At 68.2% G+C, this 14572-nt stretch carries 13 protein-coding genes; 10 read left to right on the plus strand and 3 right to left on the minus strand.

Annotated elements, in window-relative coordinates; genetic code table 11:
- Positions 1-192: 192 nt before the first annotated feature.
- The 8 genes from garD to QPK29_RS10985 all read left to right on the plus strand — a co-directional run bounded on the left by garD (position 193) and on the right by QPK29_RS10985 (position 8594).
- Positions 193-1725, plus strand: coding sequence for a galactarate dehydratase (garD, locus tag QPK29_RS10950; RefSeq protein ID WP_371768273.1), 1533 nt, complete (start codon positions 193-195; stop codon positions 1723-1725).
- Between the two features lie 44 nt (positions 1726-1769).
- Positions 1770-2834, plus strand: a complete 1065-nt coding sequence (locus QPK29_RS10955) for a porin (RefSeq protein WP_371768274.1) — start codon at positions 1770-1772, stop codon at positions 2832-2834.
- A 32-nt stretch (positions 2835-2866) separates the two neighbouring features.
- Positions 2867-4234 (plus strand): MFS transporter, encoded by a 1368-nt coding sequence (locus QPK29_RS10960; protein WP_371768275.1) that lies wholly within the window; start codon positions 2867-2869, stop codon positions 4232-4234.
- A gap of 89 nt (positions 4235-4323) precedes the next feature.
- Positions 4324-4887: a globin family protein gene (locus QPK29_RS10965; protein ID WP_056135822.1), complete on the plus strand. Its 564-nt coding sequence runs from the start codon at positions 4324-4326 to the stop codon at positions 4885-4887.
- Complete coding sequence (locus QPK29_RS10970; protein ID WP_371768276.1) at positions 4884-5558, plus strand: hypothetical protein; 675 nt, start codon at positions 4884-4886, stop codon at positions 5556-5558. The genes QPK29_RS10965 and QPK29_RS10970 overlap by 4 nt, the downstream gene beginning before the upstream one ends.
- 62 nt (positions 5559-5620) lie before the next feature.
- A complete protein-coding gene (locus tag QPK29_RS10975) occupies positions 5621-6199 on the plus strand; it encodes a sigma-70 family RNA polymerase sigma factor (protein ID WP_056135818.1) in 579 nt (192 codons plus the stop codon).
- Positions 6196-6897, plus strand: a complete 702-nt coding sequence (locus QPK29_RS10980) for an anti-sigma factor (protein ID WP_371768277.1) — start codon at positions 6196-6198, stop codon at positions 6895-6897. Before QPK29_RS10975 ends, QPK29_RS10980 begins: the two co-directional genes overlap by 4 nt.
- Before the next feature lie 29 nt (positions 6898-6926).
- Positions 6927-8594, plus strand: coding sequence for a beta-N-acetylhexosaminidase (locus QPK29_RS10985; RefSeq protein WP_371768278.1), 1668 nt, complete (start codon positions 6927-6929; stop codon positions 8592-8594).
- Between the two features lie 23 nt (positions 8595-8617).
- On the opposite strand, the gene QPK29_RS10990 is transcribed toward QPK29_RS10985, so the two are convergent.
- Positions 8618-9400, minus strand: coding sequence for a 3-hydroxybutyrate dehydrogenase (locus QPK29_RS10990; RefSeq protein ID WP_371768279.1), 783 nt, complete (start codon positions 9398-9400; stop codon positions 8618-8620).
- Positions 9397-10629, minus strand: coding sequence for a patatin-like phospholipase family protein (locus QPK29_RS10995; RefSeq protein WP_371768280.1), 1233 nt, complete (start codon positions 10627-10629; stop codon positions 9397-9399). Before QPK29_RS10995 ends, QPK29_RS10990 begins: the two co-directional genes overlap by 4 nt.
- Before the next feature lie 188 nt (positions 10630-10817).
- Between QPK29_RS10995 and QPK29_RS11000 the strand changes: the two genes are divergently transcribed.
- Positions 10818-11453, plus strand: a complete 636-nt coding sequence (locus QPK29_RS11000) for an NUDIX hydrolase (protein WP_229501887.1) — start codon at positions 10818-10820, stop codon at positions 11451-11453.
- A 151-nt stretch (positions 11454-11604) separates the two neighbouring features.
- Entirely contained in the window at positions 11605-12744 is a 1140-nt protein-coding gene (locus QPK29_RS11005; protein ID WP_371768281.1) for a hypothetical protein, read from the plus strand.
- Positions 12745-12748: 4 nt separating this feature from the next.
- Here the strand turns inward: QPK29_RS11005 and QPK29_RS11010 are convergent, their stop codons facing one another.
- Positions 12749-14530: a PHA/PHB synthase family protein gene (locus QPK29_RS11010; RefSeq protein WP_371768282.1), complete on the minus strand. Its 1782-nt coding sequence runs from the start codon at positions 14528-14530 to the stop codon at positions 12749-12751.
- Positions 14531-14572 lie beyond the last annotated feature (42 nt).

Genomic DNA, 14572 nt, shown 5'->3' on the forward strand with positions numbered 1-14572 from the left:
GTTCTTTATCACTTGTACGACATCCGATCACAAAACGCTTGCGTTCGAAGATGATTGCGGTATCATACCAAACACCTCGGCCGACCTACCGGCCATATTTTTACGACAAGAATGATTGCGGTGTCATTTTTGCGCAAAGCGCGTGGCTGTTGTGCTTTGCTATCAAATGATTGCGCAATCATGGAGACGCTGATGACTATCCCCCGCACCATCCGCATGCACGAGAACGACAATGTCGCCATCGTCGTCAACGCCGGCGGCCTGCCGGAAGGCACGATCTTCCCGGACGGACTGACCCTGACCACCCGCGTGCCGGAAGGGCACAAGGTGGCGCTCGTCGACATCGCCCAGGGCGCACCCATCGTCCGCTACGACGTCACGATCGGCCATGCGCTGCAACCCATCGCCCGCGGCACGTGGATCGAGGAATCGCTGGTCGGCATGCAGGCCGCGCGGGGCCTGGACGACCTGCCGAAGCCCGTCCGCGACCGCGCACCGCTGGCGCCGCTGGAAGGCTATACGTTCGAAGGTTTCCGCAATCCGGACGGCTCGGTCGGCACGCGCAACATCCTCGCCATCAGCGAGACGGTGCAGTGCGTGTCGGGTGTCGTCGCGTTCGCCGTCGACCGCATCAAGAAGGAGCTGCTGCCGAACTACCCGCACGTGGACGACGTCGTCGCCATCGAGCACACGTACGGCTGCGGCGTCGCCATCGACGCGCCCGGCGCCGAGATCCCGATCCGGACCCTGCGCAACATCGCGAAGAACCCGAACTTCGGCGGCCGCGTGATGCTCGTGAGCCTGGGCTGCGAAAAGCTGCAGCCGGCGCGCATGTTCCCGGCCGGCTCGATCCCGATCCAGGCGCCGGACACCGTCTGCCTGCAGGATGCCGCTCACGTGGGCTTCGGCGACATGATCGAATCCATCATGCGCACGGCCGAGAAGCACCTGGCGGTGCTGAACGAGCGCCGGCGCGAGACCGTGCCCGCGTCGGAACTGGTCGTCGGCGTGCAGTGCGGCGGCAGCGATGCGTTTTCCGGCGTGACCGCGAATCCGGCCGTCGGCTTCGCGAGCGACCTGCTCGTGCGGGCAGGCGCCGCCGTCATGTTCTCCGAAACGACGGAAGTCCGCGACGGCATCGACCAGCTGACCGCGCGCGCCGCCGACGACGGCGTCGCCGAGGCGATGATCCGCGAGATGGCGTGGTACGACGAATACCTGAAGCGGGGCGGCGTGGACCGCAGCGCGAACACGACGCCGGGCAACAAGAAGGGCGGCCTCGCCAACATCACCGAAAAGGCGATGGGCTCCATCATCAAGTCCGGCACGGCACCCATCGCGGGCGTGCTGTCCCCGGGCGACAAGCTGCAGCAGAAAGGCCTGATCTACGCGGCCACGCCGGCCAGCGATTTCATCTGCGGCACCCTGCAACTGGCCGCCGGCATGAACATGCACGTGTTCACGACGGGCCGCGGCACGCCTTACGGCCTGGCCGCCGTGCCGGTCGTGAAAGTCGCGACGCGCGACGACCTGGCACGCCGCTGGCATGACCTCATGGACATCAACGCCGGACGCATCGCGACCGGCGACGCGACGATCGCGGACGTGGGCTGGGAGTTGTTCCACTTCCTGCTCGACGTGGCGAGCGGCCGCAAGAAGACGTGGGCCGAGCACTGGAAGCTCCACAACGCGCTCACGCTCTTCAATCCGGCGCCCGTGACCTGACCGCACGGACGACCACACAAGACAGACAACAGCAAGGAGACATTGTGAAGAAAGCAGTATGCATCGCCCTCGGCCTGGCCGCGGGCGCGGGCGCGCACGCCCAGACGAATGTCACGATCTACGGCATCGCCGACGCGGCGTTCGTGAGCGAGAACGGTTCCAGCGCCGGTCACCAGACGAAGATCACGAGCGGCGCCGCGTCCGCATCGCGCATCGGCTTTCGCGGCACGGAGGACCTGGGCAATGGCATGTCCGCGTTCTTCACGCTGGAGACGGGCGCGAAGCTCGACACGGGCGAACTCGATGCCGCGAACACGATCTTCAATCGCCAGGCCTTCGTGGGCATCAGGACGAACGCGGGCGCCATCGCCTTCGGCCGCCAGTACACGCCTTACCACCTCACCTTGACGTCCGTCGCCGACCCGTTCGGCACCGGCTACGCGGGCACGGCGAAGAACCTCTTCCCGGACAACGGCACCAACGTCCGCACCAGTAACACGATCACGTACACGTCGCCCAAGGTGAGCGGCATGCACGCGGAACTCGCGTACAGCGCCGGCGAGCAGACCGAATTGTCGGCGGGTCGCCAGTTCGGCGGCGCGCTCGATTATGCGCAGGGCGCACTGCGGGTACGGCTCGCGTACAACAACAAGAACACGGACGTGGCGGCGACGGGGGTGAACCACGACCTGGGCCGCAACGTGCTCCTCGGTGCGAACTACGACTTCAAATGGATCAAGCTGTACGGCGCATTCGAAGTCGACAAGGGTTTCAACAGCGCCACCCTGGGCAATGCGAACAACCCGTACGGCGGGGTGAAACCGACGCCGTCGACGGACGGCCGCGAGATCCTGCTGGGCTTTTCCGCGCCCGTCGGGCCGGGCACGCTGATGTTCTCCACGCAGCGCAAGGACGACCGCACGCACCTCGACCAGGACGCCCACGAGTGGGGCATCGGCTATCTGTACGCGCTGTCCAAGCGCACGGGCCTGTACGCGGCGTACGCACATATCCATAACAAGAACGGCGCCGGCTACACGGTCGCCAACAACACGGAGCCGGGGGCGGGCAACACCGGCTACAACCTGGGCATCCGCCAGACGTTCTGAGTCCGGCGGCCACACCAATCTCTGGAGGGACCATGGAGCACACAACGACCGCGGCCATGCCGGCCGCAACCACCAAACTCGCGTCGCGCACGCGCTGGGGCATACTCGCCATCCTGTTCATCGTCACGACGGTCAACTACGCGGACCGCGCCTCGATCTCGATCGCGGGTCCGGAAATCCGCAAGGCCCTGGGCCTGTCGCCCGTCGAGATGGGCTTCGTCTTTTCCGCGTTCGCGTGGTCGTACGTGGCGGCCCAGCTGCCCGGCGGCTGGCTGCTCGACCGCTTCGGCTCGAAGATCACCTATTTCTTCAGCATTTTTCTCTGGTCGCTGTTCACGCTGCTGACGGGCGGCGTCGGCTTCCTCACCGGCGCCGTCGCCGTCGGCACGCTGTTCGTGCTGCGTTTCCTCGTCGGCGCGGCGGAAGCCCCTTCGTTCCCGGGCAACAGCCGCATCACGTCGGCGTGGTTCCCCACGCACGAACGGGGCCTCGCGTCCGCGCTGTTCAACTCCGCGCAGTATTTCGCGACCGTGCTGTTCGCACCGATCATGGGCTGGCTCGTCCACGCGTTCGGCTGGGAGAGCGTGTTCATCGTGATGGGCGGCCTCGGGATCGCGCTGGCCTTCGTCTGGCTGAAGGTCATCCACGGACCGAAGGACCACCCGTCCGTCAGCGCCGGCGAACTGGAATACATCGAGGAGGGCGGGGCGCTCGTCGACCTCGACGGCGCCAAACGCAGTGCGCAGGCGCCCGCCGTGGACACGCTCGCCTGCGTCAAGGAGTTGCTGGGCAACCGCATGCTGCTGGGCGTGTACATCGGCCAGTACTGCATCAACACGCTGACGTACTTCTTCCTCACGTGGTTCCCCGTGTACCTCGTGCAGGAGCGCCACATGACGATCCTGAAGGCGGGCTTCGTCGCGTCGCTGCCCGCCATCGCCGGTTTCCTCGGCGGCGTCGTGGGCGGCACGATCTCGGACCGCCTCGCCAAGGCCGGCTTCTCGCTGTCGATGTCGCGCAAGGTGCCGATCGTGTGCGGCATGCTGCTGTCGATGAGCATGATCGCCTGTAACTACATCGACGCCGACGCCGTCGTCGTCGCCGTGATGGCGCTGGCCTTCTTCGGCAAGGGCGTCGGCGCGCTGGGCTGGGCCGTCGTCGCGGACACGTCGCCGAAGGAAGCGGGCGGCCTGTCCGGCGCGCTGTTCAACACCTTCGGCAACATCGCCGGCATCACGACGCCGATCGTCATCGGCTACATCCTGCAGGGCACCGGCTCGTTCGCGGGGGCGCTCGTGTATGTCGGCGCCAACGCGGCCGTCGCGATCTTCAGCTATGTGTTCATCGTGGGCGAGATCAAGCGCGTGAAGCTGGTGAAGTCGCTGAAGACGGCAGGGTAGAAAATATTTTGAATCCGATCGCCGGGTGGCTGCGTACAAGAGGAGTGGGGGAGATTTCCCCCGCTACAACCCTCAACCCGGAGATCGACATGAAGCCTGCCCTCATCCTTTCAGCAGCATCCCTGTGCGCCTTTCTGTCCGCGTGCGGCGGCGGCGACGACGACATGCCGAAGGCGCAGTTCGCGCAGAACCAGGACATCTGGATGGCCCTCGGCGGGGACGCGAAAGCGCCCGCGGCGGTGGCGAAGGTCGTCGACGACGCGGCCGCCGGCCTGCTGGCCGATCCGAAGGAAGCGCCGTACTTCGCCGTCGTCGGCACGCCCGGCCACGATTCCGTCGACCGCCTGAAAGCCTGCCTGCGCCTGCAGTTCAACGCCGTGCTGGGCGGACCGTACACCTATCCGGGTCCGGTCACGGCCGACAACACGACGGTCCAGTGCGAAGACATGGTCGCGGCGCACAAGGACCTCGGCATTCCCGGCTGCGTGTTCGACCAGTTCATGGTCGACCTGGCGGCCGTCATGAAGCAGGACGGCGTGCCGGATGCGTACATCAACCGCGTGGCGCCCACGCTCGTCGGCCTGAAGGGCGACATCGTGTCGAAGACGCCCGTCTATCTTGGCCCGACCACCGCGGCCAACTGCCAGTCATGAGTGCCCGTGCGTGGGTGATGGCGGGGGCGGGCGCCGCGCTCCTCGTGCTGGGCGTGGGCGGTGCGATGCACACGCGCGCCGGCCTGCGTGCGTTGGCGGCGCTGGGTGTGCCGTGCCCGGCCGATCGGGTCTCGGCGGCGCAGGTCGACCACGTACGCCGGGCCGGCCTGGCCGGGCTGCGCGGCGATACCCCCGCGCCGGTCCGCCCGGCCGTCGCGGGCCTTCTGCTGGACATGACCACCGAAGCGCAAGCGCAGGCGCTCCTCGCCCGCGCGCACGCGGCGTGCGAGGTGCAGGCACGCGGCTACCGCCACCTGCGCTGCCGCGGCGTGGATGCGGCCGCGCTCGGGCTGGCCGGGCCGCCCGTCAGCGAGATGTGGCTCAGCTTCGGACCGGCGGGGCGCCTCGTCGGCGTCGACGTGTACCGGCGCGGCATGCGGCCGGACGACGTGCGCGCGGTGTGGTCGGACGCGGCCGGCCGCCTGCGCGCGGCGCTGGGTGCGCCCGGCCTCGCGGTCGGCGACCCCGCGCCGGACGTGCTGGCGGCAAGCCCGATCCAGACGGCGCGCGTGCAATACCGCTACGCGGACTACGTGGCCACCGTGACGGCCGCGCACCTGCCGCAGACCGGGTTGTCCGTGCGCGAGCAATACCTGTCCGCACGCATGTAATCGTTTCCAGTCCTGTCACTGTACGGTTACAATGTTTTCATTAAATCAATGACAGGGGCGCCGTGAGCCAGGAGACCGACCAGGACGACCAGCTGTACCACCTGCTCGCGGCCGTGGCCCTGCAGGACCGCGCCGCGTTCCGCAGGTTGTACGAGGCCACGTCGGCGAAGCTGTTCGGCTTCGCGCTGCGCGTGCTGCACAAGGAGGAACTGGCGGAGGAGGCCGTGCAGGATGCGTACGTCGCGATCTGGCACGCGGCCGCCAGTTACCAGATGCACCTGGCGGCGCCGCTCACGTGGATGGTGACGATCGTGCGCAACAAGGCGCTGGACGTCCGCCGCCGCGCGCTGGCGGACGGCGGCGACGTCCGCGTCGAACTCGAGGATGCCGATGGCCTGGCCGACATGGCGGCGGGTCCGCACGAACTGGCGCAGCTCTCGCGCGACGCGCAGGCGCTGGCGCGCTGCATGGACACGCTCGCGGGCCGCCAGCGCCAGGCGATCGGCATGGCCTACCTGCACGACCTGTCGCATTCGGACGTGGCGGCGCGCCTCGGCCTGCCGCTCGGCACGGTCAAGACGTGGATCCGGCGCGGCCTCGACCGCCTGCGCGATTGCCTGTCCAGACGGGAGGCCGCATGAATATCCGCGACAACGCGCCGCTGCGCGACCGGCTCGCGGCCGAATACGCGCTCGGCACCTTGCGCGGCGGGGCGCGGCGCCGCTTCGAGGCGTGGCTGCGCGACGACCGCCTGCTGCGCGCCGCCGTCGCCGACTGGCAGGGCCGTCTCGCGGCGCTGGCCGAACTGCAGCAGCCGGTGACGCCGCCGGCGCGCGTGTGGGAGGGCATCGAGCGCCGCCTGGGGCCTGTGGTACAGCCGCCGTGGTGGCAGTTCTGGCGCACGTCCGCCGCGCGCCCGTGGGGCGTGCTGGCGCTGGCCGCGGGCGCGGGCGCGCTCGTGCTGGCCGTGCGCCTCGCCGCGCCGCCGGCGGCCACGCCGCGGACGCAGCAGATCGCCGCGCTGTCCGACGCCCAGTCGCAGACCGTCATGGTCGTCACGGCCGACACGCGCCACCGCCGCCTGCAGGTGCGCGTGGCGGAAGACGTCCACGTACCCGCCGACCGCACCCTGCAACTGTGGGCGATCACGCGCACGGGCAACCCCCGCTCGCTCGGCATCCTGCCCGATAACCGCAGCACGGACCTGGCGCTGGACGCGCGCGCGACCGCGCCGGACGTGGCGCTGCTCGCGATCAGCCTGGAGCCGAAGGGCGGCTCGCCCGATCCGAACGGGCCGACGGGACCCGTGCTGTACAAGGGCAGCTGGGCAAGGCTGTGAATCCACTCTTTCATCATCGAGGTGTCGTCATGCGCATGTTCGCCGTCCTGTCCTTGAGCTGCCTGATCGGCGCGGTCCACGCGCAGGACATCGTGCCGCGTCCGGCCCGACTGGAGCGCGGGACCGGCGACTATATGCTGACGGCAGCCACCCGCATCGTCGCCAGCGGCGCCGCGCTGCCCGAGGCGTCGACCCTGCGCGACTACCTGCGCCCGGCCACGGGCTTCGACCTGCCGGTGACCGCGCACGACGGCGCCGACGCGATCCGCCTGCGCCTCGACCCGAAGGCGGACCTGGGCAAGGAGGGCTACCGCGTCGTGAGCGATGCGCGCGGCGTGACCATCTCGGCGGCGCAGCCCGCGGGACTCCACTACGGCATCCAGACCTTGCGCCAGATGCTCCCGGCCGACATTTACCGCCGGGCGCGGGTGAAACGCACGTGGGCGCTGCCGGCCGTGGCGATCGAGGACGCGCCCCGGTTCTCGTGGCGCGGCAGCCACCTGGATGTCGCGCGCCACTTCATGCCGAAGGAATTCGTGCTGAAGCACATCGAGCTGCTGGCCCAGCACAAGATGAACGTCTTCCACTGGCATCTGACGGACGACCAGGGCTGGCGCATCGAGATCAAGCGCTATCCGCGCCTGACGCAGGTGGGGGCGTGGCGCCGCGACAGCATGCTCGCGTACGATCCGCCGCGCTACGACGGCAAGCCGCACGGCGGCTTTTATACGCAGGACGACATCCGCGAAGTGGTCGCCTTCGCGGCCGCGCGCCACGTGACGATCGTGCCGGAGATCGAGATGCCGGGCCATGCGCAGGCCGCCGTCGCGGCGTATCCCGAGCTGGGCAACCGGCCGGATCGGACACTCCAGGTCGGCACCGACTGGGGCGTGATCCCGCACGTGTTCAACGTGGAAGACGGCACGATCGCCTTCCTGCAGAATGTGCTGGACGAGGTGATGGACCTGTTCCCGGGCCAGACCATCCACGTGGGCGGCGACGAGTGCCCGAAGACGGAATGGGCGCAGTCGCCGGCCGCGCTGGCGCGCATGAAGCAGCTGGGCCTCGTGCCGGTCACGGCCACCCTGCAGGACATCCAGGACTACCGCGATGCGCAGGGCAAGCCGGCCGAACATCCCGCGCTGCACGGCCTGCAGAGCTGGTTCATCGGCCGCATGGATGCGTACCTGACGCAGCACGGCCGCCGCCTGATCGGCTGGGACGAGATCCTGGAAGGCGGCCTCGCACCGGGCGCCGCCGTGATGAGCTGGCGCGGCGAGGCGGGCGGCATCAAGGCCGCCGGCGCCGGACACGACGTCGTCATGACGCCGGAGCGCGAGACCTATTTCGATTTTTACCAGGCCGACCCGAAGAGCCCCGGCTTCCGCGAACCGATGGGCGTGCGCGACGTGACGACGCTCGCGCGCGTGTATGCGTACGACCCGTTGCCGGCCGCGCTGCCGGCGTCCCAGGCGCGGCACGTGCTGGGCAGCCAGGCGCAGTTATGGACGGAATACATGGCGACCCCGCGCGACGTCGAATACATGGCCTGGCCGCGCCTCGTGGCGCTGGCCGAAGGCCTGTGGACGCCGAAGGCGCTGAAAGACTATGCGCGGTTCGAGGCGCGGATGCCGGCGGCGCTGGGCCGCCTGCAGGTGCAGGACGTGAACTACCGTCCCCTGGAAGGTCCGAGGTAACGATCGCCCGCGGGCCGCAAGACCTACTGCATGAACCAGCCGTGGCTGACGACGATCGACTGGCCCGTCAGCGCGTTCGACGGGAACGTCGCGAGGAACAGCGCCGTGTGCGCGACGTCTTCCACGGTCGTGAATTCGCCGTCGACCGTCTCCTTCAGCATCACCTTCTTGACGACATCCTCCTCGCTGATCCCCAGTTCCTTCGCCTGTTCCGGGATCTGCTTTTCGACGAGCGGCGTGCGCACGAAGCCCGGGCAGATCACGTTCGCCCGCACGCCGTGCTTCGCGCCTTCCTTGGCGACGACCTTGGCCAGGCCGACGAGGCCATGCTTCGCCGCGACGTACGGCGCCTTCAGCACCGAGGCTTCCTTCGAGTGCACGGACCCCATATAGATCACGCTGCCGCCGCGGCCCTGCGCATACATCCGCTTCAGGCACGCGCGCGTCGTGAGGAAGGCGCCGTCGAGGTGAATCGCGAGCATCTTCTTCCAGTCCGAGAACTTGAATTCGTCGACCGGCGCGACGATCTGGATGCCCGCGTTCGACACGAGCACGTCGATGCCGCCGAATCGATCGGCCACTTGCGCGATGCCCGCGTCGACCTGTTCCTCGTTCGTCACGTCCATCGCGACGGCCAGCGCGCGTTCGCCGGTCGGATCGAATTCGCGCGCGACGGCCTGCGCGGCTTCCAGGTTGAGGTCCGCGATGGCGACCTTCGCGCCATGGTCGAAATAGGTCTTCGCGATCTCTCTGCCGATGCCGCTGGCGGCGCCCGTGACGACGGCGACTTTATCCTGCATGTTCATAGTGGATCCTTTTCTGCGGAGGGGGGAAGGGGAAGCGGGTGCGCGGGCGGCGTCAGGAAATCGTAGGTGGCCGGGTTGCACTCGAAGCGCGGCAGCTGGAAGATCTCTTCATGCGCGAGCGTCTTCGTCGCATCGGCGTATCCGGCCTGCCAGTGTTCCTTCATCGTGCGGCGCGAGAATTCGAAATCCTTGTACTGGCCTTCGTAGGTCGGCGAGCGGTAGACCAGTTCGACGATGTTGTACAGCGCGGGATCCGACGCTTCCGCCAGCATTCGCGCCTGCGGCGTCGCGGCCAGGTCGGGCGGCATCATCGCCAGCAGTTCGTTGAACGCCGTGCGCAGCTTTTCCGTGCGGCGGAATGCGTCGGTCGCGGTGCGCGTGCGGCTCGAATACTGGATCTCCTTCATGCGCGTCGCGACCGCGGCGAGGTCTTTCGGCACTTCGCCGCGCGCGCTCCACAGGTCGACCTGGAACACGAGCGTATGCAGGCGCGAACGCGCGGACAGTACCCAGTCGAGCGGCGTATTCGACACCATGCCGCCGTCCCAGTAACGTTCGCCGTCGATCTCCACCGCGTCGAAGCCCGGCGGCAGTGCGCCGCTGGCCATGACGTGCTCCGGCCCGATGCGGTCCTTCGCATTGTCGAAGTAGGCGAAGTTGCCGGTCCTGACGTTGACGGCGCCGATCGACAGACGCATTTCGCGCGCGTTGATGCGGTCGAAGTCGACGAGGCGCTCCAGGGTCGCCCGAAGGGGTGTCGTGTCGTAGAAACTCGTCGCACCCAGGCCGGGCCACGACAGGTACGGCGGCGGCACGCGCGGTTCGAAGAAGCCGGGCACGCCCTGCACGAGCACGCGTCCGGCCGCGACCTGGTTGACCCAGGCGTGCAGCGTGTCGACGAGCGGCACGCCGGTCCACCGGTCACCCACGATGCCGTCGCCGGACGCGCTGACCAGTTCCCAGAATTCGCGCAGCCGCTCGACCCGCTGCTCGCGCGGATTGCCGGCGATGATCGCGCTGTTGATGGCGCCGATCGAAATGCCGGACACCCACGTGGGCTCGACGCCCGCTTCCAGCAGCTTTTCGTACACGCCGGCCTGGTACGCACCGAGCGCGCCGCCGCCCTGCAGGACGAGCGCGATGCTGTCGAATTCGGTGGCGCAGGCTTTCGGTACTTCGGCGGGCGCCTGCGTGCCTTCGTGCAGTACGCTTTGATCCCGTGTGTTCACGTGCCGGCTCCGTTGCGGAGCGATGGGGTTGGCTTCATCCGTTCCTCGATGTGTCAATACGAATCGCGAGCGACCTTGCGTTTGATCAACGTGTCGCCCGGCCGATATTCTCACAAATTTGCGGATGAGGCTGTCGTACGATTGGATGATGAACACCATGTTTACGCGGCGCTGGTATAGTCGCCGGCATGGACGACACCTGGCATCCGCAACTGGACGAACACGGCCGCAAGGTGCGGCTGCACGCGCCGTCGTGCGAAGCGAATCTCGCCGCGCTGGCCGACCCGCAGGCCGCGGTGACGTTCGTGCCGGGCAGCGCATGCGCGGGCAGGCTGGATGGCGTGCCGCTCGTGCCGTGCACGCGCGCCATGGTCGATGCCGCTTGCATCGGTGGCGCCACGCTCGTGGAACCGCCGTTCCTCCTCCCGCCGGGGAAGCAGGCGGCGGCCGGCGCCGTCGTGCGCGAAGCCGACGGCCGCATCTGGCTCGTGGCGCCGTCGAACGGCTTCGGCGGCTATGCGGTGACCTTTCCGAAAGGGCGCGTCGAACCGGGCCTGCCGCTGCAGGCGACGGCCATCCGCGAGGTCTGGGAAGAATCGGGGCTGCTCGTGGAACCGGTGGCCTGGCTGGGCGACTTCCCTCGCACCCAGACCTTTACACGCTTTTACATCGCGCGCCGGATCGGTGGCCATCCCGCGCACATGGGGTGGGAGTCGCAGGCCGTCCACCTCGTGACGCCCACGCAGGCGCGTGGCCTGTTACACCGGGATACCGATCACGCGGTACTCGACGCCCTGGACGCATTTGAGGCGCATCAAGCCTGACGCCAGCCACGCGAGACACGGCAGCCTTTCCAATCTGTAATGTTCGACGACCCTGTTTTTAATTTTCGCTTCAGGTTCGCGGCGTACCGTTTTCATTGCATATCGGAAGCATTTCTTGCCCTGTCCTTCGTCCCTTTTAAGGCTGTCGCCCGTGAAACTCGCCGCATACCAAGAGCTCGCCCCGCAGGAACTCGCGCCATCGCAACCCGGCGGCCTGGCCATCCTCGGGGACGATCCCGTACAGCACCGCCAGGTCCTCGACAAGCTCGACGAGCTCGGCTTGCGGCCCTATCTCGCGCCGTTTGAACACGGCTGCGGTTTCGCGCTGTCGGCGGACGCCGCGCATGGGCTCGTGGACGATGGCGACACGCTGAACCTGTGCCGCGATCTCGGCCTCGACACCGCCGCGAACATGGTCCACCTCGAACGCGAGATCGTGCTGGCGCTGCTGGCCGCGCCGCGCCTGCTGCGCTTTGCGAGTGCCGCCGAATTCCTGGCGGCGGTCGCGATCCGGCGCAACATTGTCGTGGCCGCGCGCGCCACCCAGCTCGCGTTCGGCACGGCCGAAGCGGACCGCCCGGCCAGCCACTGGACGTACGACGAAGACCGCGGCTTCACGGTCTTGCCCGGACGGCCGCTGATCGAGGCCCTCACGCTCGCGACGCAGCCCGACGCGGGCGACGGGCGCATGTACGCGTTCTCCTGCTACCGCGCGACCGAATACGTGATGCTGCTCGGGATCGCGCGCGAACTCGAACGGACCAACCCGCCGTTGCTCGCAGCCTTGCAGCGCCAGTGGGAGACGTCCGCGATCCAGTCGGGCGCCTTCCACGACGTCTTTCTCGTCGAATACGGCTCGTTCGGCGCGCCGCTGCCGCCGCGCTGGTACGTGCCGGGCGATCGCGTGTGGTTCCGCAATCCGGACGCGCGCTCGTCGGACGCGTCCGGCTACGAAGGGTCGTGGGTCATCTATCTCGGCAACGGCCTGTTCAGCAATTTCTGGCAACGCGACCGTCCCTACAGCCTGGTCGCGAAATGCCTGGAGATCTACCACTGGCGCCACGGCACGTATGTCGACGCCGCCGGCGACTTGCGGATGAACGAGGCGATCGTCGCTGCGCACGTGGCGGAGACGGCCGCCAACCCGGCCGCGCTGGCGTCCGTCGTCGCGCGCATGTCGCGCCTGCGTGACACGCGCGGCGTGTATGCCGATGGCGGCTGCATCGACGTCTCGCGCGAATTCTCGCGTCCTGTCTGCCCCGGCACCACGGGCATCGTGCTGCCGGGCTGACGGCTCACGGCTCCAGGACGTAGTGGCCGGGCGCATCACGCACGCTGCGTCCTTGTGGAGGCGGCGCCACCCACGGACCGGCCAGGCGGGCCAGCCAATGTTCCCACGCCGGCCACCAACTGCCTTCCCGCACGCGCGTCTCGGCCTGCCAGGTATCGGGATCGACGTACGGCGCGTCGTGCTCGTGCGCGCTCATCTGGTAGCTGCGGTTCGGCGTACCCGGCGGCGACACGACGCCCGCATTGTGGCCGCCCGACGTCAGCAGGAATGTCACCGACGTATCGCTCAGCGGAATGATTTTATAGACGGAGCGCCACGGCGCCACGTGGTCCGTCATCGTGCCGACCGCGAGGATGGGGATGTGGATGTCGGTCAGCGCCACCGGCCGCCCGTTCACGAGGTAGCGTGAGCTGGCCAGGCTGTTCTGCAGGAACAGGTTGCGCAGGTATTGCGAATGCATGCGGTAGGGCATGCGGGTGGCGTCCGCATTCCACGAGGCGAGGTCATTGTCCTTGTCGGGGATGTCGAGCAGGTAGTGGCGCAGGCGGCGCGACCAGATCAGGTCGTTCGAGCGCAGCAGCTGGAAGGCGCCCGCCATCTGGCGCGTGTCCAGGTAGCCCTGCTGCCACATCACGGCTTCCAGGAAGCTGACCTGGCTCTCGTCGATGAACAGCGACAGCTCGCCCGGCTCCGTGAAGTCGACCTGCGCCGCCAGCAGCGTCATGCTGGCAAGGCGCTCGTCGCCGTCGCGCGCCATCGCCGCCGCCGCGATCGCGAGCAGTGTGCCGCCAAGGCAATAGCCGCACGCATTGATCTGCGGGGCGCCGCTCTCGCGCACGACCATGTCCAGCGACTCCATGATGCCGTGCCGCCGGTAATCGTCCAGCGACAGGTCGCGGTCGTCGGCCTGCGGATTCTTCCACGAGATCATGTACACGGTGTGGCCATGCTCGACGAGGTAGCGCACGAGCGAGTTGTGCGGGGAGAGGTCGAGGATGTAGTACTTCATGATCCACGCGGGCACGATCAGCAGCGGCACGGTATGCACCTGCGGCGTGACGGGATCGTAGCGCAGCAGCTCGACGAGGTGGTTTTCCATCACGACCTTGCCGGGCGTGATGGCGACGTCGCGCCCGGGCCGGAGGCTGACGGGCGCCGACGTGCCGGCCAGCGCGCGGCGCATATCCGTGCCCGCGCGCGCCATGCCGTGCAAGAGGTTCTGCCCGCCGCTGGCGAGCGTGACCTGCTGCGCGACCGGATTGGTGGCGATGAAGTTCGACGGCGCGACGCCGTCGAGCAGCTGGCGCGCGACGAACGTGACCACGTCGCCATGGTGCGACGACACGCCCCGCACGTCGGTCGTGGCCCGGTGCCACCATTGCTGCGTGAGCAGGAAGCCCTGGCTCAGCTGGTTCCACGGCCACGCATGCCAGAGCGGATCGTTGAAGCGCTTGTCCTGGGCCAGCGGCTGCACGGGCTCGGCCGGCGTGCCGAACATGGCGCTGGTGCTGTACTGCAGCCAGCGCTGCATGTTGTTCATGGCCTGCACGCCCAGCTCCAGCTGCTTGGCGGGCGAGAGGAGCAGGTGGGTGGCCCAGTCGTGCCACGCGCCGGCCAGGGCCGCCGGCGACACGTAGCCGGTCAGGCGCCCCAGCGCGGCGTTCAGTGCGAGGTCGACGTGCGCGTGTTCGACGCTGGCCTCGGGATAGCGCGGCCGCGCGCCGCCCTGCCACGTGCTGGCCTCGCGCCGCTGTTCGCTTGGCGGGATGTCGGACAGGATATTCATGATGCGATGCCTCCGAAGCAGGGCTGGAAACACGTTTGACCA

It is taken from the genome of Massilia orientalis, from assembly GCF_030411975.2.
Lineage (GTDB): Bacteria > Pseudomonadota > Gammaproteobacteria > Burkholderiales > Burkholderiaceae_D > Telluria > Telluria orientalis.

Bases quoted from the DNA above. Each gene is read 5' to 3' on its own strand.
- garD (WP_371768273.1), top strand. From the start codon at position 193: ATGACTATCCCCCGCACCATCCGCATGCACGAGAACGACAATGTCGCC.
- QPK29_RS10960 (WP_371768275.1), top strand. From the start codon at position 2,867: ATGGAGCACACAACGACCGCGGCCATGCCGGCCGCAACCACCAAACTC.
- QPK29_RS10965 (WP_056135822.1), top strand. From the start codon at position 4,324: ATGAAGCCTGCCCTCATCCTTTCAGCAGCATCCCTGTGCGCCTTTCTG.
- QPK29_RS10970 (WP_371768276.1), top strand. From the start codon at position 4,884: ATGAGTGCCCGTGCGTGGGTGATGGCGGGGGCGGGCGCCGCGCTCCTC.
- QPK29_RS10980 (WP_371768277.1), top strand. From the start codon at position 6,196: ATGAATATCCGCGACAACGCGCCGCTGCGCGACCGGCTCGCGGCCGAA.
- QPK29_RS10985 (WP_371768278.1), top strand. From the start codon at position 6,927: ATGCGCATGTTCGCCGTCCTGTCCTTGAGCTGCCTGATCGGCGCGGTC.
- QPK29_RS10990 (WP_371768279.1), bottom strand. From the start codon at position 9,400: ATGAACATGCAGGATAAAGTCGCCGTCGTCACGGGCGCCGCCAGCGGC.
- QPK29_RS11000 (WP_229501887.1), top strand. From the start codon at position 10,818: ATGGACGACACCTGGCATCCGCAACTGGACGAACACGGCCGCAAGGTG.
- QPK29_RS11010 (WP_371768282.1), bottom strand. From the start codon at position 14,530: ATGAATATCCTGTCCGACATCCCGCCAAGCGAACAGCGGCGCGAGGCC.